This window comes from Chloroflexota bacterium, from assembly GCA_020161265.1.
Classification (GTDB): Bacteria; Chloroflexota; Chloroflexia; order Chloroflexales; family Herpetosiphonaceae; genus Herpetosiphon.
The window spans coordinates 215,064-235,268 of sequence record JAIUOC010000002.1; the positions used below are offsets into that span (position 1 = coordinate 215,064).

At 50.2% G+C, this 20,205-nt stretch carries 16 protein-coding genes and 1 pseudogene; 9 read left to right on the top strand and 8 right to left on the bottom strand.

The genetic code is table 11. The annotated features are described in order from the left end of the window. Window positions 1-47 precede the first annotated feature (47 nt). A complete protein-coding gene (locus tag LCH85_05240) occupies window positions 48-638 on the bottom strand; it encodes a Crp/Fnr family transcriptional regulator (GenBank protein MCA0351380.1) in 591 nt (196 codons plus the stop codon). 336 nt (window positions 639-974) lie between these two features. Here LCH85_05240 and mfd point away from each other — a divergent pair, with 336 nt between their 5' ends. The 8 genes from mfd to LCH85_05280 all read left to right on the top strand — a co-directional run bounded on the left by mfd (window position 975) and on the right by LCH85_05280 (window position 12,543). After that, the gene (gene mfd / locus LCH85_05245) at window positions 975-4,598 is read left to right on the top strand and encodes a transcription-repair coupling factor (GenBank protein ID MCA0351381.1); all 3,624 of its coding nucleotides are present in this window, start codon (window positions 975-977) and stop codon (window positions 4,596-4,598) included. Window positions 4,599-4,903: 305 nt separating this feature from the next. After that, a complete protein-coding gene (locus LCH85_05250) occupies window positions 4,904-6,757 on the top strand; it encodes a peptide ABC transporter substrate-binding protein (GenBank protein ID MCA0351382.1) in 1,854 nt (617 codons plus the stop codon). Between the two features lie 346 nt (window positions 6,758-7,103). Beyond that, window positions 7,104-8,360 (top strand): metallophosphoesterase, encoded by a 1,257-nt coding sequence (locus LCH85_05255; GenBank protein ID MCA0351383.1) that lies wholly within the window; start codon window positions 7,104-7,106, stop codon window positions 8,358-8,360. 125 nt (window positions 8,361-8,485) lie between these two features. Then, window positions 8,486-8,683 carry a 30S ribosomal protein S21 gene (gene rpsU / locus LCH85_05260; GenBank protein MCA0351384.1) on the top strand — a complete coding sequence of 66 codons (198 nt, stop codon included), beginning with the start codon at window positions 8,486-8,488 and terminating at the stop codon, window positions 8,681-8,683. 108 nt (window positions 8,684-8,791) lie between these two features. Continuing rightward, window positions 8,792-9,238: a GatB/YqeY domain-containing protein gene (locus tag LCH85_05265; protein ID MCA0351385.1), complete on the top strand. Its 447-nt coding sequence runs from the start codon at window positions 8,792-8,794 to the stop codon at window positions 9,236-9,238. A 3-nt stretch (window positions 9,239-9,241) separates the two neighbouring features. Beyond that, a complete protein-coding gene (locus LCH85_05270) occupies window positions 9,242-11,395 on the top strand; it encodes an HDIG domain-containing protein (GenBank protein MCA0351386.1) in 2,154 nt (717 codons plus the stop codon). A gap of 28 nt (window positions 11,396-11,423) precedes the next feature. Continuing rightward, window positions 11,424-11,948, top strand: a complete 525-nt coding sequence (ybeY, locus tag LCH85_05275; GenBank protein ID MCA0351387.1) for an rRNA maturation RNase YbeY — start codon at window positions 11,424-11,426, stop codon at window positions 11,946-11,948. Between the two features lie 220 nt (window positions 11,949-12,168). Then, the gene (locus LCH85_05280) at window positions 12,169-12,543 is read left to right on the top strand and encodes a diacylglycerol kinase family protein (protein MCA0351388.1); all 375 of its coding nucleotides are present in this window, start codon (window positions 12,169-12,171) and stop codon (window positions 12,541-12,543) included. Here the strand turns inward: LCH85_05280 and LCH85_05285 are convergent. From LCH85_05285 to rplU, 7 genes and pseudogenes are all read right to left on the bottom strand, one after another. After that, the gene (locus tag LCH85_05285) at window positions 12,520-13,599 is read right to left on the bottom strand and encodes a M14 family metallopeptidase (protein MCA0351389.1); all 1,080 of its coding nucleotides are present in this window, start codon (window positions 13,597-13,599) and stop codon (window positions 12,520-12,522) included. The genes LCH85_05280 and LCH85_05285 overlap by 24 nt on opposite strands. A 17-nt stretch (window positions 13,600-13,616) precedes the next feature. Continuing rightward, on the bottom strand, window positions 13,617-15,677 hold the full coding sequence (locus LCH85_05290; GenBank protein MCA0351390.1) for a peptidoglycan binding domain-containing protein: 2,061 nt from the start codon (window positions 15,675-15,677) through the stop codon (window positions 13,617-13,619). A 245-nt stretch (window positions 15,678-15,922) separates the two neighbouring features. Beyond that, window positions 15,923-16,522: a phosphatase PAP2 family protein gene (locus tag LCH85_05295; GenBank protein ID MCA0351391.1), complete on the bottom strand. Its 600-nt coding sequence runs from the start codon at window positions 16,520-16,522 to the stop codon at window positions 15,923-15,925. Between the two features lie 11 nt (window positions 16,523-16,533). Then, window positions 16,534-17,142 (bottom strand): thymidine kinase, encoded by a 609-nt coding sequence (locus tag LCH85_05300; GenBank protein MCA0351392.1) that lies wholly within the window; start codon window positions 17,140-17,142, stop codon window positions 16,534-16,536. Window positions 17,143-17,383: 241 nt separating this feature from the next. After that, window positions 17,384-17,575, bottom strand: a pseudogene (rpmE, locus tag LCH85_05305) (50S ribosomal protein L31). Between the two features lie 23 nt (window positions 17,576-17,598). Further along, window positions 17,599-17,865: a 50S ribosomal protein L27 gene (rpmA, locus tag LCH85_05310; protein MCA0351393.1), complete on the bottom strand. Its 267-nt coding sequence runs from the start codon at window positions 17,863-17,865 to the stop codon at window positions 17,599-17,601. Window positions 17,866-17,906: 41 nt separating this feature from the next. Continuing rightward, window positions 17,907-18,224, bottom strand: a complete 318-nt coding sequence (rplU, locus tag LCH85_05315; protein ID MCA0351394.1) for a 50S ribosomal protein L21 — start codon at window positions 18,222-18,224, stop codon at window positions 17,907-17,909. 427 nt (window positions 18,225-18,651) lie between these two features. Between rplU and LCH85_05320 the strand changes: the two genes are divergently transcribed. Then, window positions 18,652-20,064: a DNA/RNA non-specific endonuclease gene (locus LCH85_05320; protein MCA0351395.1), complete on the top strand. Its 1,413-nt coding sequence runs from the start codon at window positions 18,652-18,654 to the stop codon at window positions 20,062-20,064. Window positions 20,065-20,205: the final 141 nt, after the last annotated feature.

The window sequence follows — 20,205 nt, forward strand, 5'->3', positions numbered from 1 at the left end:
CCTGCGCTTACTCTAGCGGGTTCAAGGTCGTAACGCATTATCATAGGTTAATCGTCACGCAATTGGCGACGAATGCGGCTCAAACTAACCGGGGTAATTCCTAAATACGAAGCTATGTGATATTGCTTGATCACACCTGCCACACCTGCGAAATCAGCCAAGAAGCGTTGATAGCGGGTAGTCGCATCATCAAGCAACAGGCTACTTTCGCGCTGTTCTTTTTTGATAAACAAGCCTTCAGCCACCCGCCGCAACAAGCGATCCCAGCAGGGGTGCTGGGCGGTCAGGGCAGCAAAATCAGTATAATTGGCAACTAAATAATGGCTTGGCAACAGGGTTTCAATCGTAAATTGACATGGTTCGTTCAGCAATAAAGCCCGATAACCACCAATTAAATCGCCAGGCAGACAAAACGATTTCGTCCAGTCCTCGCCGTCGACAGTTAAGTAGTAGAAGCGCAGCAAGCCATCGGCCAAAAATCCCACTTCATGGGTTGTCTCACCAGCATGCAGCCAAATCTGCTCAGCATCAAGAAAACGCGGCTTGAACAAACTTAAGCAAGCCTGCATTTGCTCAGGCGGAATTGGCGCAAGCTGCTGAAAATTGCGCTGCATTAATCCATATCCATCGATTGGCATCATTCAACTCCTAGAGATTTTTGCTTTTTAACCACGAAGGACACGAAGAACACGAAGCTAGGAACTATTTTAGCCACGAATTTCACGAATTTCACGAATGATGTTTATGATACCAAACCGTATTTCATTCCACATACTTTATCTCTCATCCTTCTGTTCTCTACGACTCTGCGTTAAATATCGATCCTCGATTCCCCAACAACCGATCCCCAACCCCTGAACCCTAGCACCTGAACCCTGATCCCTAATCCCTGAATCCTGACCCCTCAATATGTTTGATTTAAGCTAATTAAGGTACAATAGCAATATTTGAATTGTTTAAAGCGGTGGCGCACAATGACAGATCATGTTGATACTTTGCTAGCCGATATTCAGGCGCTCTTTGCCAGCGAGCCGCAGCTTAAAGCAGCCTTGGCAACAGCCCAACCCAATACAACCCGCACAATCACGCCTGTACCAAGTGCAGCACGCCGCATCGTCGCAGCCATCGCGACCCTGCAACATCGTAGCAGTTTGTTGATTGCGGCCACACCTGATGCCGCAGTACGCATGCACGCCGACCTAACTGCATGGCTCGGCGAGAACGTCATGCTCTTTCCACCGACCGATACGCTGCCCTACGAGCATATGTCGGCGGATATTGGGATTGTAGCGCAACGTTTGGCAGTGCTAGGGCGCTTGCATGCTAGCGAACCGATCTGCGTGGTTGCTTCGGTCAAAGCCTTGATGCAGCCCACCATGACTCCTGAAGAGTTTCAGTTTGCTACGCGCTTGTTGCGCCAAGGCGACCAGCATGATCCACGCAAGTTGCTCGCCCACTGGGTCAGTTTGGGCTATCGGGTTGGGCCAACAGCCGAGCAACCAGGTGATCTCAGTCAGCGCGGCGGCATTATCGATATTTTTCCGCCAACCAGCGAGCGCCCAATTCGGCTCGAATTTTGGGATGATCAACTTGAAAGTTTGCGCATTTACGACCCGATTTCGCAGCGCTCAGATAAACGGGTGCGCCAGATTCAAATCAGCCCAGCTCATGAAATTCCCTTTTGGCGACGAACCGAGGCGATCAAACGGATCGAGCAGTTGCAAATTGCCAGCTTGCGCCGCGAAGTGCAACATGAATGGGCCACCGCCCGCGAACACCTTGAAACTGGCCAGCGCTTCGAAGGTCGAGCCTTTTATGCCCCATTCTTTCGCACGCCCCACGAAGCGGTCGAGGCTGGGCTATGGCAGCATTTGCCAGCCTCGGCGATCATCTTGCTTTCCGAAGAGCATGAATTGAATGCCCAAGGCATTGAATTGCAAAGCCATGCCGATTTGGTGCGCAACACGCAAATTGAAAATAATGAATTACCGCCTGATTTTCCGTTCCCATTAATCGCCTGGACCTTTATTCGGCGGTCGATTCAACGCTGGAGTTGCCTCAACCTCAGCAATCAGCCAATCGCCGATGATCAAAACGATGGCTTTGTGCATGAAATTAATACATTTAGCCAAGCTGCGTCGTATGGCGGCCAAACTGATCGGCTGTTTGAGGATCTGCGCGAACGCTTGGTTGGCGGCGAACGAGTGGTGTTGATTTCACCACAGGCTAGTCGGCTGCGCGAATTGGCCAGCCAACACAATTTAGCCCTAATTGGCGAAGAAGATGGCCCTGATGTTGACGATCCGCCATTTCAAAGCGGCACGATCATTATTCGCCATGGCAATTTATCAGGTGGGTTTAGCAGCGATCCATTGCGCTTAACGATTTTAAGCGATAGTGAGATTTTTGGCTGGCAGCAACGCCGAGCACTCTCAACCCGTGCCCGCAAACAGCGCACCGAAAGCGATCGCACGGCATTTTTACAATCGCTCAAAGTTGGCGATTATGTGGTGCATATCGAGCATGGCATCGCTCAATACGAGGGTTTATCACGGATCGAGGCTAGCGGCGCTGAACGCGAGTTTTTGGTGTTGCGCTACGCTTCGGGCGATAAATTGTATGTGCCAGTCGATCAGGTCGATCGGGTATCACGCTATATCGGCGCAGGCGAAGGCAAGCCAACCCTCACCCGTTTGGGAACCTCAGATTGGGAACGCGCCAAACGCAAAGTACGTGCCGATGTTGAAGAACTTGCGACTGAATTGCTCGATTTATACGCAGCTCGTCAGTTAGTCGAGGGCTTTGCCTACAGCAGCGATAGCTCGTGGCAACGCGAACTCGAAGATAGTTTTCCCTATACCGAGACCGACGATCAACTTCGGGCAATCGAAGAAGTCAAAAGCGACATGGAAAATACTCGCCCAATGGATCGGCTGATCTGTGGCGATGTCGGCTTTGGCAAAACCGAAGTTGCGCTACGTGCTGCCTTCAAAGCGGTGCAAGATGGCCGCCAAGTTGCGGTGCTTGTGCCGACCACCGTGCTAGCCCAACAACATTTCGAAACTTTCTCGCGGCGCATGCAAATGTTTCCTGTGCGGATCGAAATGCTCTCACGCTTTCGCTCAGCATCACAGCAAAAATCAATCACCGAACGCATCGCCAAGGGTGAAATTGATATTGTGGTCGGCACGCATCGGATTTTATCAAGCGATATCCATTTTAAGCAGCTTGGCTTGGTGATTATCGACGAAGAACAACGCTTTGGAGTTAAAGATAAAGAGCGGCTTAAAAAATTGCGCCATGAAATTGATGTACTGACATTAACTGCCACGCCGATTCCGCGCACCATGCACATGGCCTTGTCGGGTATTCGCGATTTGAGCGTGATCGATACACCGCCCGACGATCGCATGCCAATTAAAACCTATGTGCAACCCTACAACGAAATGTTGGTGCGCGATGCGATTTTGCGCGAATTAGGGCGCAATGGCCAAGCCTATTTTGTGCATAACCGGGTGCAATCAATTTATACGGTCGCCAATCGGATTCAAAAATTAGTGCCCGAAGCCCGAATTGGGGTTGGCCATGGCCAAATGCCCGAAAAAGCGCTCGAAAAGGTTATTCTGCAATTTTTCGAAGGCTTGTTTGATGTCTTTGTGTGTACGACGATTATCGAAAGCGGCATCGACGTGCCCAGCGCCAACACCATGATTATTGATGATGCGACGACGTATGGCCTAGCCCAACTCTATCAATTGCGTGGGCGAGTTGGCCGCTCAACCCAGCGCGGCTATGCCTATATGTTCTACAACCCCACCAAAGCCATGGGCGAAGAAGCGCAAAAACGGCTTGAGGCAATTCAAGAGGCTACCGAATTGGGCGCTGGCTTCCGCATCGCCATGCGCGACCTAGAAATTCGCGGCACTGGCAATCTGCTTGGGGCTGAACAATCGGGCAATATCACCACGATTGGTTTTGATCTCTACTCGCGCTTGCTTTCGCAGGCTGTCGAGCGCGTGCGCGAAGAACGCAAACGCGGCCAACAGCAAAAAACTGGCGAACAAAAAGCCCAACGCGCTCGTGCAGTCGAAGCCCTACGCCGAGCAGCGGTAGTTTCAGCCCGCAGCAGTTTTAGCGGCGATGTCGATGATCCAGTCTTGCCCGATGCGATGGTCAGCATTGATCTGCCGATTAATGCCTACTTGCCGCAAAATTATGTTGATGATGAACCGCTGCGTTTGCGCGTCTATCAACATATTGCCGAGGCTCGCTCCACCCGCGATATTCGTATGTTACGCCAAGAATTAGAAGATCGCTTTGGACCTGTGCCTGAGCCAGCCGCCCGCCTGCTCGATTTGCTGACAATCAAAGTTTTGGCCTTACAAGCAGGTGTAATTTCGATTATTTCTGATGATAATGAAATAACTGTGCGCTTGCCCAAGAGCGTCTATCTTGATCGCGAACAACTTCAGCGCGAATCACCACGCGGCGTAGTAATCGGCCCGCAGTTGGCGCGGCTTGATCGGCGGGTGTTGCGCGATGATTGGGAAGTTGTCTTGCGGCAATTACTCGAAGCACTCAACAAAATTGGCAATTAATCGGATTATGTACGATCAATATGCTTAATCAAGCATACTTTTTAATCAAATTTTGAGCTTTATTGGCATAAATATCACAGAAACCGCATATTTGCATAAAACTATGAGATCTGCTATAGTTTTGGGGAATGCACCGTCTTGAGCTTGCACAACCAACGTGCATTCACGGCGAGGTAGCAATACCCAGCCACAACAAAACAGGCCACAGCGAAAAAAAGCGAGGCGTGCGTTCCGGGAAGACGCAGGCGCAGCTTTTTTCGTTTTTAGTTGGCAGATTTTTGGATACAGGAAAGAGGAATCCAGTCATGTTCGAACGAAGCAAACGCTTAGCCGCCATCGTGCTTACTAGCGCGATTTTGGCAGCATGCGGTAGCGGCACCAGCACCACACAACCAACTACTGGCAGCAGCGAGGCAACCGCCGTCGTTGAACCAGGTACTGATACTGGGTCGCAACCCAGCAGCGATGGCATTGTAATCATTGGGATGAGCCAATCGCCAGATACCTTATTTGGGATGGAATCGCAATCGAGTGCTACCACCCAAGTGTTAAACTCAGTGCAACCAGCCTGCGTAACCACCCTCAGCTACGATTATCAGCCAGTCTGTTTCGCTGAATTGCCCACCTTTGAAAATGGCGGCGCAGTCGAAGAAATGGTAACAGTTGATCAAAGCTACACTGGCCCATTCGTGATCGAGAATGAACTGATCACTGATACCAGCGTTTTGACTGGGCCAATCGAATTGCCCCAAGTTAAAGTTACTTGGAAGTTGATCGATGGCATTACTTGGGAAGATGGCACGCCAGTAACCGCCGATGACTTTTTGTTTGCCGCTGAGTTGTATGCCAACCCAGGCACCAAAGTTGCCAGCCGCTTCACCATCGAGCACACCGCCAAATACGAAAAAGTTGATAATCAAACTTTCTCATGGTATGGCGTGCCAGGCTATCAAGATTCAACCTATTTCTTGAACTACGCTGGTGGCGCACTTGGCCCTGAACCCAAACATGTACTCGGCAGTGTCGATGCAGCAACCATTGGTGGTAGCGATTACGCCAGCAAGCCCTTGGCCTATGGCCCTTACAAAATCGACGAATATGTGCCCCAAGAACGGGTCACGCTGAGCGCTAATCCAAATTATTGGAGAGCAAAACAAGGCCTGCCCAAAATTAGCAACGTAATCTATAAATTCGTCACCAGCGAAGATCAAATTTTGCAACAATTACAATCAGGCGAAATTGATGTCGTTGGCCAAATTGGCTTATCGTTAGGTCAAGCTCCATCACTTGATGAATTGCAAGCAGGCGCTGAATTCGATATCCAATATGTACCCGCCACGGTTTGGGAACATATTGACTTTGCGGTTGAGCGCGGCGATGGCGTTGCTACTCCATTTGCCGATGCCAAAGTGCGGCAAGCAGTCGCTTATGCAATCAACCGCCAAGAAATCATCGATCAAGTGTTGTTTGGCAAAACCGTTGCCATGAATAGTTTCATGCCTGATGATCACTGGGCCTACCCCAGCGATACCAGCGTGATCAACCCTTATGCCTTTGATCCCAGCAAAGCGATTCAATTGCTCAATGAAGCTGGCTGGGTTGCAGGCGATGACGGCATTTTGGTCAAAGATGGTCAACCATTCACGATCGAATTCTTCACCACCGAAGGCAACGCGACGCGTCAATCAGTCGCCCAATTGGTCCAAGAATACTTGCGCGATGTTGGGATTAATGCTGAATTGAAGTTTGTGCCTGGCACCGATGCCTTGTTCAAAAATGGCGAAGAAGGCATCTTGGCTGGTCGCCGCTACGATATGGCGTTGTATGCCTGGGTCAGTGGCCCTGAGCCATCAACTCCATTGTATTTGTGCAGCCAAGTGCCAACCGCAGCCAATGGGTATGCTGGTCAAAACAACACTGGCTACTGTAACCCCGATTACGATAAAGTAGCGCTCGAAAGCCAAAGCATTATCGAGCGGGCTGGCCGCTTGCCATTGCTCAGCCAAGCCCAACAAATCTTCAACCGCGATTTACCAACCTTGCCGTTATATCAACGGATCAACGTCGGGGCTGCTCGCAAAACGATCAGCGGCTTCAAGCTCGACCCAACCAGCCAACAAGATTTCTACAACATCGAAACCTGGGAATTAGCCCAATAAGCAATGGCTATAGGCTATTGGCTATTGGCTCTAGTTAAATATTGATCCACGAAGAGCACGAAGGATTATCTTTCGTGCTCTTTACGATTAATGATCCACGAAGGACATGAAGAGCACAAAGGCTTTAATTGTTTAGCCACAGATTCCCACAGATGTGAATGATTCGTATGTTCTATGCTCTATGTTCTTTGTTCTACAACGCCTGACCCCTCTGTACTTTTGCCTTTTGCCTTCTGCCTTTTGCCTTGTTAACAATTGCTCATCAAATGCTTACACCATGTTTGCAATTTCTTTAACCAATTCAAGGTAGCCTAAAGCTATCGATCACATGAGGAGAACCATCGGCATGGTGCAAGCAAGCAAACAAGCAATTAATCCTTGGGCAAAACGTCTATATCAGACTGGTCGCTGGGCCAGCAACGTCGTTATTTGGCTGGTACTATGGATCAGTTGTGTAGCAATCATCTTTTTGATGATTCGCTATTTCAGCGGCGCAGAATGGCTAAGCAACCTACAAGGCTCGGCCCATTTTGTCGCCGAATTTGGCATGCGTCTGTTGATGGCAGCGCCATTTACGCTCTGGCTGTTGTTGATGTTGCGACCAATTCGCACCCGTCGCTGGGTCGTCAGCCACATTCTCAAATTGGCTCAACGCTTGCGCCGCCAGCCTAAGCTCCAGCCTACGCCAGCCGTTGATCAGCCAGATCGAGAAGTTCAACCTATAACTAGCCCAACTATGAGCGCAAAACCGCTCAGCCGCCGTCGATTTTTGGTCGAATCAGGGCTAGTTGGCGGTGTGGTCGGTTATGCGATGTTGATTGAGCCATATCAGATTCAGGTGCGTGAAGTTAATTTGCCAATCGCCAATTTGCCCGAACGTTTTCGCGGCATGCGCATCGCCCAAATGAGCGATTTGCATATCAATGCCTACACCACCAGCGCCGATTTGGCCCGTGCTGTGGCCCAAATCAACCAACTTAATCCCGATATGGTGCTGCTCACTGGCGATTTTGTTGATTGGGATGCGCGATTTGCTGATGCCGCCACCGAGCCATTCCGCCAGCTGCGTGCACCTGAAGGCATTTATTCGGTGCTCGGCAACCACGATTACTACAGCGGCAAGATCGATACAATCAAACAAGCCATTCAACGCCACGATTTAGGCCTGTTGGTCAATCAGCATACAGTTCTACGCCGTGGCGCTGATCAATTGGTCTTGGTAGGCTTTGATGATCCACGGCATAATCGTAGCGGCGGGCCACGGCTCAGCCCTGAGAGCATCAATCCTGAAGCGGCCTTGAAAGGTACACCAAAAAATGTTGCCCGCCTGGCGATGGTACATAATCCGGTGATTGTGCCGCATTTTGTCGCCAACTACCAACTTGATGTGATCCTATCGGGGCATACCCATGGCGGCCAATTCCAAGTGCCGATTCTCACCGATCAGTTGGTTGGCAATGCTGAATACTTTGTGCGCGGCCATTATGATTTGGGCAAATCACAGGTTTATGTCAATAGCGGTTTTGGCTTTACCGGGCCGCCGCTGCGGTTTCGTTCGGCTCCAGAAATTACATTAATCAATTTAGTTGATGCCAAAGCCTAGCCCGACTCAGGGCTGAGGCCGCGCAGGGCCAACGACTGAGCGCAATCTACGTTTTTGCTGTATAATAGTTATTACGTGTCAATTTTATGGTTGTACGAAACGCCAAATAAAGGGGGTGAATTCTAGTGGCAAGCATTTCGGTAGATTCAAATGAATCAATCGACAAAGCACTGCGCCGTTTTAACAAGGCCGTGCAAGCTGACGGCATTTTGACGGAAGCCCGTCGCCGTGAGCATTATGAAAAGCCTAGCGTTAAACGCAAGCGCAAGGAAGCTGCTCGTCTGCGTAAGTTGCAAAAGATGGCTCGTGAAGCCAACAACTAAGCAATTCGCATGACGCACCCCAAATCGCCGCAGCTTGTGGATACCCCACACTGTGGCGATTTTTATGTATCATGAGAGTTGCAGATTTATTAAAGAAGAGGTTTAACTATGTCGATTCAACAACAATTGCAAGAAGATATGAAAAATGCCATGCGCAATAAAGAGCAACAACGGCTCGATACAATTCGCATGATGCTCGCATCGCTCAAAAACGCGCAGATTGACCTTCGGCGCGAGCTTGATGAAGTTGAAGCAGTTGGGGTAATTCAAAAAGAAGCCAAGCGTCGCCGCGATGCCATGGCCGAATATACCAAAGCTAATCGCCCCGACCTTGCTGCTAGTGAAGAAGTCGAATTGGTGATGATTGAAGCCTATTTGCCAACCATGCTCAGTGCCGATCAATTGCGCCCTGAAATTGCCGCAATTATTGCCGAGCTTGGTGCGACCAGCATCGCCGATCTTTCCAAAGTAATGCCTGCAGCCATGCAACGCTTCAAAGGCAAAGCTGAAGGCCGGGTGATTAACGAGGTTGTGCGCTCATTACTTAGTGCCTAAGCCATGATAGTTCGTTCATATCGCTTAAAAACCTTGTTACGTTCGTTCATCGAGCATCACCACCATTTGGTGTTGGTGCTCTTTGGGGCCGTGCTCACCCTAATTTTGACCTTGATTTTTACGTGGCGCTCGGCGATCAACCAAGATATTATGGTTGGTCGCCCCAGCCCACGCACCATCAACGCCGACCGCGATTTGACCTTTGAAAGCCCTTTGCTAACTGAAGCCAAACGCCGTGAAGCCGCCAACGATCCGCGCAACTTGGTCTATAACGAAGATACCCAAATTCATGGCCAGCAGCGTGAACAGCTGCAAGCAACCTACAGCGTGATTAACTCAGTTCGCGAAAATCCCAGCCTCAACCTTGATCAACAACGCGGTCAACTGACTGAATTACCTTCGCTGCCACTCTCCGATACCCTCGCCATCACCATTCTTGAAGCTGATGACGATACCTGGCAACGCATCAAAGATCAAACCAATGCCTTATATGACCGAACTCTGCGCGAAAATAATTATTCAATTGATGAAACCACCCTCGCCGAAATTAAAGTGCGCTATTTGCCTTACAACTTGCCAAGCAGTTTAAAGCCAGATCAACGGGCGGTTGTGCTGTATTTGGTCGAACAAACCCTGCATGTTAATCGCACGCTGAATCAAGAGGAAACTGAGCGTCGCCAACAAACAGCCCGCAATGCCGTCCAATCGGTCTCAAAAGATGTTATCAATGGCCAAAATATTGTGCGCCAAGGCGATACGGTATCAGCTGAACAATATGAAACCCTCGTCAAAATGGGTTTGATCACGCCTGAATTAGGGCTTGATGGCTTTATGGGGCGCTTATTGCTGGCGCTCTTGGTCACCTTAGCCTTATGTACAGCGCTTTATATCGATCAGCATAATCTTTTGACATGGCCTCGTGCATTGCTGGTAATCTTAATTTTGATGGTTATTCCGATTTTGTTTGGGCGAATTTTCCTCAACACATGGTTGAATTTCCCTGAAACGTTTGCTTTGGCGGTGATTGCGATTCCATTGGCGGCGCTGTTTAACAACAATTTAGCTTTAGTTATTTCAGCTTTAGTCTCGATTGTGATGATGTTTTTGGGCGAAGGCGCACTGCAAGTTGGCATGATCAGCTTTGCCGGAGCTTTGTGTGGCATCTACGCAATTCGTCGCGCCGATCGGGCAATGGCCTTTATTATGGCTGGCGTTTGGATTGCACTCGGCGTATTCGCCACTGCCATGATTTGGCGTTTGATTCAGCCCCAAGGCGTAACTTGGCAACAAACCATGTTCACCTTGATTTTTAGCATGCTCAATGGTGGCATCACGGCCATGATGTCGTTGACCTTGCATAACGTGCTTGGGCGGATCGCTGGCATCGTTACGCCAATGCAATTATTGGAGTTGGCCCACCCCAACCAGCCGCTGCTGCGCCGCTTGATGCAAGAAGCTCCCGGCACTTATCATCACTCGGTCGTTGTCAGTAATTTAGCTGAACAAGCCGCTGAACGGATCGGCGCTGATACTTTGCTAACTCGTGTGGGAGCCTACTATCACGATATTGGCAAAATGCTGCGGCCATTCTTCTTCACCGATAATCAATATGATCGCTCAAATGTGCACGATAACCTTGATCCGCAAACCAGCGCCAAATTAATCGCTGATCACGTCATCGAGGGTGCTAAGATAGCGCGGCAGCATAAGCTGCCTGAGCAAATTGTTAATTTTATCGTTGAGCATCACGGCACCGATGTGATTCGCTATTTCTATCAGCAAGCCTTACAAGCCCAAGATAGTGTTGATATCAACGATTATCGCTACCCTGGGCCCAAGCCACAATCCAAAGAAACAGCGATTTTGATGTTGGCCGATGGGGTTGAGGCCACCGTGCGCTCCAAAGAGCAAGCGGGCATGCTCGTGGCTGAGCGTCACGATGACGATGATCAACAAGCGCCCAAAGGTTGCCAAAGCATTGCTCAAGTGGTCAACCAAAGCATCGATATGCGCCTTGCCAGCGGCCAGCTTGATCAATGCCCGCTCACCCAAAAAGATCTCAACACGATTCGCCAATCGTTTGTCAAAACGCTCCAAGGGATCTATCATCCACGGGTTGAGTATCCCAAATTGATGCGGGAACCTCAAAGTAAATAACCATCTACCAACAAGGAATTTGCGCGGTATGTTAGAACTAACAGCCCATATTGAAGTTGTGCCCACCGATCTTGCGCTTGATACCAGTTTATTAGAGCAAGTCGTGGCCCAAGTGCTCGCCGATGAAGGCCAAACTGGCACATGGGAAATTGGCATTCGCATCACCAACGATCAAGAATTGCATGAACTCAATCGCCAATATCGTGGCGTTGATCGGCCAACCGATGTGCTTTCGTTTGGCGAATATGAAGATGATGACGATGATTTTATCGTGCCCGACGGCGTGTACGATGATGATGAATTCGATGACCCTGAGGCTGATGAAGCGGCCTATCTTGGTGATTTAGCAATTTCGTATGAGCGGGTGCTGGCTCAAGCCCAAGAATATGCTCATTCAAGCCGCCGCGAATTATGCTATTTAGTAGCTCACGGTACATTGCACTTGCTCGGCTACGATCACGAAACCGACGAGGAGCGCGAAGATATGCGCCAGCGCGAAGAAAAAGCCCTCAGCACGCTTGGCATCACCCGCGAAGCCGAGCCGTTTGTTTAGTTTAAGGGCGAGGGGTTAGGGGTCAAGGGCTAGGAATTGCTCCACGAAGGGCAGGGAGATCGAAACCGCGAAGCACACGAAGATCGCGAAGGTTAAGTTTTTAGCCACAGATTCCACAGATTTATGTGATTATCCTGCTATGCCCAATGCCTGACCCCTAGCCCCTGATCCCCAGTCCCTATGTTCTATGCTCTATGTTCTACCTTTGGGAATTTATGGAATGCTTCAGGCGCTTTGGAAATTTATTTGTGGCTTTGGCTATGCCTTTCGCGGCATTTGGCTATTAATTCGCAGCCAACGCAACGCCCAAGTTCATTGTTTAGCCATCGTAGTGGTGCTTTTTTTTGGCTGGCTATTGGATATCAACGCCAACGAATGGCTAGCGGTAAGCTTAATTAGCGTGGTGGTCTTGGCATTAGAAGCCGTGAATACCGCCATCGAAAGCGTTGTCGATTTGGTTTCGCCAGAATATCACCCGCTAGCTGGCCGCGCCAAGGATGTAGCAGCCGGCGCAGTGTTGATCGCAGCAATCGGGGCATTAATTATTGCCGCGATCATCGTTTGGCCACGCTTAGCGCACTTGATAGCTGGTTGAACGTTGATCGAGCAAATAGGCTTGCCAAAGCGCCAAACCACCCTCGCCACGCAACGCAGACTGCATACGATCAGCCCCATCAGGCACTAAACTCAAATACTGCTCGGCAAAAAAGACGGTTGGCCGACCCTGATACTCAACCACAGGCGAAATTGGCAGACCGAAAATATCGGGGCCACCATGGGCACGCCAATAGCGCCATAATAAGGTTGGCATGGTGATGCTGGTCGTTGCTTCCACCGTCGTCGTTACCAATGGCAACAACTCCTCGGAACGCGCCATGACTGATTGCACCGCCCGCAAATTCTCAGCAAAATCAGGCAATTCGCCCGTCGATAATTCGGGCGTAATCGAGGCAATGCCAAGCGCTCCCGCCCAATCGTGCATGCCACCAGTAATCATATAGTTGCGCCAATAACGATCGTAGCGATAGCCGCTAGCTTCAGCATAAACTTGGGCTAAGGCGATTGATGGCCCATGTTCACAAAAAGCCGGAAACACATCGCCACCATCGCTATGTACCCAAACCACCGCTGAGGCATCAAGCACCAAATCCCGCACTAATTGGCTTTCCAACTCCGATTCAACGAATGCCCCGCCCGTATCTGAAACGATGCCATACGCTCCTTCAACGGTTTGATTCCAGTCGTTTTCGGGGCAAGCATCGAAATTGGTATCCATATTGCGGTTGAGATCAACGCTGCGACTATTGAAACGCGTGCCAATCGCCAAGCCATCGGGATTGACCGTCGGAATAATGTAGAGGCTCACATCAGCAGGCACTTGTTGTGGGTTTTGGCGAAAATGCTCAAGCAAAGCAAGTGCCAGTTGATAGGTATTGGCTTCGGGTCCGCCATGGGTATTTGATACAATGAATAATTTGCGTGGGCCATTGCCAAAGCGAGTACCCGTAATCGCCCGCCCTTGCAACGAAGTTCCAAAGGTCAAATCGACAACTGGCACAGCGCTGGGGCTAGGCGTTGGCGCAATGGTTGGGGTTTGAGCAACAAGCGTGGTCGCTGGAATGCCAAGCAATCCAGCGACCATTATTAGCATAAGCAGATATTTTTTCATTAGGGATTTGGCGTTGGTACTACAATCTCGCCACCTGGCGTTGGCTCTGGTTGTGGCTCAGGCGTTGGCTCAGGCTGTTGCGGCGGCTGTGGTTCTGGCGTTGGCGTTGCTGGATTAGCACATGGATCGGTTGGTTTACAACCCTTTGGTGGCAACGGAGTTGCCGGATTATGCACATAAATATCAGGCCATGGCTTGAAATGGGTATTGAATGGCTCGCGCAAAATCACTTGGCCATTTTGGCGGATAATGCGATAAACGATGATATCCATGCCATCGCGGGCGGTGTCGGTTTGATGAAAGACCCCAACTGGCTCTTTAGGATCAGCTATAAAGGTTGGCTCGGTTGGCTTGGGATACTCTTTGGTCACATAAGGGCCATCGAGGATCACTTCGCGCTGGGGAGCCGTACCATACAAGGCATAGGTTACAGTTGCCGTCGAATCATCAACATAGGTATTGAGCAACAGCCACTTGCCCGTATCGTTGACAAAGCGGAAATCCAAGGCTCCGGTGAAAATCGCTGCATCCATGCCATAGGGTTCATAGACTTCGTACCACGAAATGCGGAACGAGTGGGTATGACGCTCAGTGATCGGCAAGCCAGCGTGGAACGCCGCTCGAAACAGCGTGGTTGAATCTTGGCAAATCCCGCCGCCCCATTCTTCTTGGGTGCGATTGCCAACAATTGCATAGCCCTTAACAAAGCCATTGGATTCGTCGATTGAGCCAACCGCATTGTTGAACGAAAACTCCTCGCCTGGCTTGATCAAAATCCCATCAAGCAAGCGTGAGCCAGCTTTGATATTGGTCACACGATAGGATGCTGAACCTTTGTAGGAGCTTTTGCCAACCCCAACTGCTTCAACAATTCCCAGGCTATGAATATTTTCAGCGGTAACATCGGGCTGCACTTCGCGAATAACCAATTCGATCGTGCGGGTTTCGCCAATCGTGGCTTGCTCGATAATGCGGCGGGCCGAGGCTTCTTCATCGAGACGCAAACCGGTGCGGCCTTCGCGCACAATCGTGAGTGCCCCACCATCCCAGGCCACGCGCGGGTTGACTGAGCCACGCCCAATTTCATCGGCAAAGGTTGCAACCCGTTGACGAATCATTTGATCGTTCAACGAAGCCACCATTTTCGTTTTGCCATTGGCATCAGTGTGGGTGTCAAGTCGAATCAAAGCACGCAGATCATCGGTGCTGAGTTCCCATTGCAAATCGCCAGCAATCAAGGTTAATGGCGATTGCAACACTGCATCGATGGTTTGTTTAGCCTCAAACACCCCATCATCAAGCACGGTTGGCATCACCATTTCGGTGCGTAAGACAACTTGAGCAGGTGAGAGTGTTTGCAATTGGGTCAAAATATCTTGGGCAGTTTCATCGATCAGAATCAGCCGACCTTCACGAGCCGGCGTCATTGTGGCAGTGTTGCCAGCAACGATCAAATTAGCATTGACTGGCGCGGTGATCAAATCGTTGGTTGAAGTCATCAGATACTCACTCAGTTGCGCTTGATCAACGGTTACTGCCAACGGAATATCATAACCATTTTGCCAAATGCCCGAAACCGCCTGCAAGGTATTGATGATGTTGCCACCCCGCCCAAGGCTGTAAGCTTCATCAACCGATTGCTCAATTGAAAGGCTGATACCTGCTTGATCGGCGGTTGGCTCCCAAGTTTGGCCATTGAAACTTAGGCCAACTGGGCGCTTGAGCAAATCGGCATATTGTTCGGTGAGCAAAGCCTTGGCTTCTTCAGGGGTTTTCTGGCTCATATCGATGCCCTGAATCGCCACATTTGGGTAAATTCGACCTTCAAAAGTCCGATTGAGATACCACAAACCGATGCCAAACAACAAGCCAACCAAGCCGAGCGTAATGCCAGCGCCCCACATAAAAGTACGTAGGCGACTGCGTTTACGCTTTGGCGGCGCAGCGGATCGAACGGGGAGATCGTCGGCCAAGGGAGCAGTTGCATCAAACTGTTGCACATCGCCATTTTGGCGACGACGCTCGATTGGGCCATATTTCTGATAAAATTCATCTGCCATGCCAAGCGCTCCTAGCGACCAAACACCAAATATCTTCTCAGGCTAACAAACATAGCGTCGATATGCAATGATAGATTGCTTATACGCCAATAAAAATGCTAGCGACTAACGAAAGCACCAAAAGTACCACCAAAACAATCGAAACAATTCGATAGATTTGTTTAAGCTGCTGATTATTCACCGTGGACTCTCCTACTTAAACAATGTGGCTATTATACCATTGCTCTGAGGTTATGTCGTTCAGATTAAAGCTGATGTACGGGTGATAAATCAGCGAAGAGTTTGCCAGCAACCAAACGAGCAAGCCCAATGCCACCAAGTACATCCCAAAGATGGTGTTGTTTGGTGGTGAGGGTGCTGATGATGATCGCCATCGCCCAAGCACTGACCAGCCAGCGCCATGGTGAGCGCACCCGCCAATGGGCCTCGGCCAAAACCACTGCATAGGCAGTATGCAAACTTGGCAAAGCATTATAGGGTGGGTCAACCCGCCAAAGCCAATTCAGCAGCCGACTCTTGGTTGATTGAGGGCGTGGAACGGTAGTTCGAACACTACAAAATACAATCGAACCAAGGCTATTCAGCAGGGTGATTGCCTGAAACACCCGGCGGGCTTGCCTGGGTTTTGGCCAAAAATAGGCAGCATTCAAGCCCAAAAAGGGGTATAACGAAAGATAAGGCAACACACTAGTGGGCATGAGTGGAATTGCCCGATCAAGCGCGGTGGCAGGCACGACATAGGCAGGCTGATCGGGGACATGGCTTGCAGCAAAGTAACCAACAAATGAGCACAATGCGAGCGCAAAATCGGCGCTTGGCTGCGATGAAGTTGATTGTTGCTGCAAGCCCAGCATCGTTAGCTATTGACTGCGGTTTCTTTGGCATGATTGCCGTTGCGATAGGTGCGTGGCACTTCATGGCAGCGGCGGCAACGAGCTTCGTAGGCTTCTTGCGCTCCAACCAAAATAATTGGGTCATCATAAGAGGCTGGCATACCGTTGATCAAGCGTTGGGTGCGCGAAGCAGCCTGACCGCAAATCACACAAATCGCTTGTAGTTTGGTCACCTCTTCGGCTTTGGCCAGCAAGATTGGCAATGGGCCAAATGGCTCACCACGAAAATCTTGATCGAGGCCAGCGACAATCACGCGCACGCCACGATGCGCCAACAAATCGCATAAATCGATCACAGCTGGGTCAAAAAACTGCACTTCATCAATTGCCACAACGGTTGTTTCAAGCGCAATTGCGGCGGCAATATCGGCAGCAGTTTGCACTGGCGTTGCCAACACGCGAACGCCATTATGTGAAGCTACTTCTTCATCAGAATAGCGGGTATCGATCGCTGGCTTAAACACCTGAATTTTTTGCCGGGCAATTTGGGCACGCTTGACGCGGCGAATCAATTCCTCGGTTTTGCCGCTAAACATACTGCCGCAAACAACTTCAATCCCACCACGTTGCATGACAACTCCTTATAGCATTTTAGAGGAACGAGGGTCGCGAGGCAACAAAAGAGCCACGCGACACCACAAGGAATCGCGTGGCTCTTTCGAATATCAGAACAACGATGAAACCTTATTCTTCGGTTGAAGCTGATTCTTCGCCGTAGACTTCATCGTAGAGGCTGCGCTTTTTGGGGGCTTGTTGAGCGCGAGCTTCGCGGCGGCGTTGGGCATCTGATTGCTTTTCTTGGCTTGATTGCAAGCGCTTCATAAAGCGATCAACTTGGCCAGCGGTATCCAGAATGCGTTGTTCGCCGGTGTAGAAGGGGTGGTTGCCTGACCAAACGTCCAAGCGCAATTCAGGCTTGGTTGAGCCAGTAATCAAGACTTCTTCGCCGTTCACCACAATTTTGGCATTTGGATAATATTTTGGGTGAATGTTCTTCTTCATGATAACTCCTCGATGGTGATGCTGGTTTAGGCTTCAGCTTCAGCAGGTACAACGCTCACCATTTTTTGGGTGCGGCTGTAATCTTCGAATTTGACATGACCATCAATCATCGAGTAGATGGTGTAATCGCGGCCAAGGCCAACATTTGCGCCTGGGCGCACTTTGGTGCCACATTGGCGAACGATGATTGAACCAGGCTGCACCAACTCACCACCAAAGCGTTTGATTCCACGCATTTGCGGCTTGCTGTCGCGCCCGTTTCGCGAGCTACCTACACCTTTTTTATGTGCCATTTGCAGGCTCCTTTCAGACGCGGGCCAACCGCGCGGTCATATTACTTGCTGGGAACTACGATATCGTTGATGGTGATTTCAGTGTATTTTTGGCGATGGCCGGTGCGGCGGCGATAGCGTGCCTTTGCTTTGTAGCGGAACACGATAATCTTTTCGCCCTTCACAACTTCGCCAACGGTTGCTTTCACAACTGCGCCACTGATCAATGGGGAGCCGACAAGGGTGTCGCTGCCACCAACCATCAAGACTTCATTAAATTCGATAGTGCTTCCATCTTCAGCGTCGGTCAAGGCAATTTGCAATGTTTGGCCTGGCTCAACGCGATACTGTTGGCCACGGTCTCGAATAATGGCGTACACGATGCCGCTCCTTCTGGCGGTTTGGTCCGCCGCCGATAAAAAAGAGAGGGGCATCTGCCCGCCCTCTTATAACATTTTTTCTTTACAACACGGCATCGGATTATAGCAGAGAGCCTTGATGCTGTCAACCACGCCGATTTGAATTTTTAGCCCTCATCCATGGCTCAAATAATCGCTCAATTGTCGCCATTTTAGCAATGTTTATAGCTACCAGCATGCTTGATTTCGCATGATTAACTTACTCTGCTTACCCCTAAATCCCCCTTTGGAGCTAGCTCAATCGTCATTTTTAGACCCCACAAATATAACTAGCCTTTGACCCTGTTTTAATAAATTATTAAGTATGGTATTCTATAGTACCAAACTAGGAACAAAGAATAACGAAACGCCACATCAGATCAGCAATTCCATTCTGAAAGGAAGTTACATGAAGGATCGTCGGCTGATTACCCTGCTCGCGTTGTTCGTCCTTGGGTTTGTTGGGGCTAGCTTGGTGCAACCAACGCATGCCAAAACCGTCAGTAGCGATAATTTGGTCTTGGGCAATCCCAGCGGGGCTGTCGCCAGCAGCAGCTATCCTACCAATTATTTAATTCAACGCAACCAATACGCGCTCTCGTATCACCGCGATAATGGGATTGCCAATTGGGTCAGTTGGCACCTCGATAGCGGCGATATTGGCAGCGTTTCGCGCAGCGATTTCCAAACCGACACCAGCTTACCTAGTGGTTGGTATCGCGTTGCCACCAGCGATTACAGCGGCAGCGGCTACGATCGCGGCCATATGACTCCCTCAGGCGATCGCACCGCCACCACCGCCGATAACCAAGCCACCTTCTACATGACCAACATTATTCCCCAAGCACCCGATAACAACCAAGGCCCATGGGTTGACCTCGAAACCTATGCTCGCGAGTTGGTCAGCGCTGGCAATGAGTTGTATATCATCAGTGGCGGGGCTGGCTCACGGGGCACAATCGCCAGCGGCAAGGTGCGAATTCCAAATTCAACTTGGAAAATCATCGTGGTGCTGAGCCAAGGTAGCAACGACCTGAGCCGCGTCAGCAACAGCACCCGCGTCATCGCAATTAATATGCCGAATGTGCAAGGTATTCGCGATAACGATTGGCGCGATTATCTGACCACGGTCGATGCCCTCGAAAGCCTGACTGGCTATAACTTCCTTTCAAATGTCTCAACCAGCATCCAAGGCGTAATCGAAGCCCGCATTGATGGCTCAACCACGCCAATTCCCACAGCTGTGCCAACCTCGGTAACCAACCCAACCGCTACTCCAGTGCGCACGGCTACCCCAACTCCAAGCACTGGCTGTACATCGAGCCGCTTGTTCTTCTCAGAATATGTTGAAGGCAGCAGCAACAACAAAGCTTTGGAGCTTTACAATAATACTGGAGCCAGCGTCAGCCTCAGTGGCTACAGCATTCAGTTGTATGCCAACGGCTCGACCAGCGTCAGCAGTAGCGTAAATTTGAGTGGTTCGGTCGCCAATGGCGCAACCTATGTGATTGCCAATGCCTCGGCCTCAAGTAGTGTGCAAAATCTCGCTAACATCACCAGCAGCGTGGCCAACTTTAATGGCAATGATGCACTTGTGCTGACCTACAATGGCACGGTGGTTGATAGCTTTGGCCAAGTTGGCAACGATCCAGGCAGCAGCGGTTGGGGTGGCACGACCACCGATCGCACGCTGCGCCGCAAAGCCACGATCAGCGCAGGCGATACCAATCGCAGCGATACATTCACACCAAGCAGCACATGGGATAGCTATAGCCTTGATACATTCAGTGGCTTGGGCAACCACAGTGTCAGTTGCCCATAAGCTATAAATCGTGCTGAATTGAATATCTGCAATGGGCTGCTAGAGGAAGATCTAGCAGCCCATTCATTCTTAAGGACGAGGGCGGTTCGCTCTCGAATACCTGTTTAACGATCGGTCAGCCATGGTATGCTTAGGCAGTGG

Excerpts from the sequence above, each read along its gene's own strand:
- LCH85_05240 (MCA0351380.1), bottom strand. The coding sequence starts at position 638 with ATGCCAATCGATGGATATGGATTAATGCAGCGCAATTTTCAGCAGCTT.
- mfd (MCA0351381.1), top strand. The coding sequence starts at position 975 with ATGACAGATCATGTTGATACTTTGCTAGCCGATATTCAGGCGCTCTTT.
- LCH85_05250 (MCA0351382.1), top strand. The coding sequence starts at position 4,904 with ATGTTCGAACGAAGCAAACGCTTAGCCGCCATCGTGCTTACTAGCGCG.
- LCH85_05255 (MCA0351383.1), top strand. The coding sequence starts at position 7,104 with ATGGTGCAAGCAAGCAAACAAGCAATTAATCCTTGGGCAAAACGTCTA.
- LCH85_05265 (MCA0351385.1), top strand. The coding sequence starts at position 8,792 with ATGTCGATTCAACAACAATTGCAAGAAGATATGAAAAATGCCATGCGC.
- LCH85_05270 (MCA0351386.1), top strand. The coding sequence starts at position 9,242 with ATGATAGTTCGTTCATATCGCTTAAAAACCTTGTTACGTTCGTTCATC.
- ybeY (MCA0351387.1), top strand. The coding sequence starts at position 11,424 with ATGTTAGAACTAACAGCCCATATTGAAGTTGTGCCCACCGATCTTGCG.
- LCH85_05280 (MCA0351388.1), top strand. The coding sequence starts at position 12,169 with ATGCTTCAGGCGCTTTGGAAATTTATTTGTGGCTTTGGCTATGCCTTT.
- LCH85_05285 (MCA0351389.1), bottom strand. The coding sequence starts at position 13,599 with ATGCTAATAATGGTCGCTGGATTGCTTGGCATTCCAGCGACCACGCTT.
- LCH85_05290 (MCA0351390.1), bottom strand. The coding sequence starts at position 15,677 with ATGGCAGATGAATTTTATCAGAAATATGGCCCAATCGAGCGTCGTCGC.
- LCH85_05300 (MCA0351392.1), bottom strand. The coding sequence starts at position 17,142 with ATGCAACGTGGTGGGATTGAAGTTGTTTGCGGCAGTATGTTTAGCGGC.
- rpmA (MCA0351393.1), bottom strand. The coding sequence starts at position 17,865 with ATGGCACATAAAAAAGGTGTAGGTAGCTCGCGAAACGGGCGCGACAGC.
- LCH85_05320 (MCA0351395.1), top strand. The coding sequence starts at position 18,652 with ATGAAGGATCGTCGGCTGATTACCCTGCTCGCGTTGTTCGTCCTTGGG.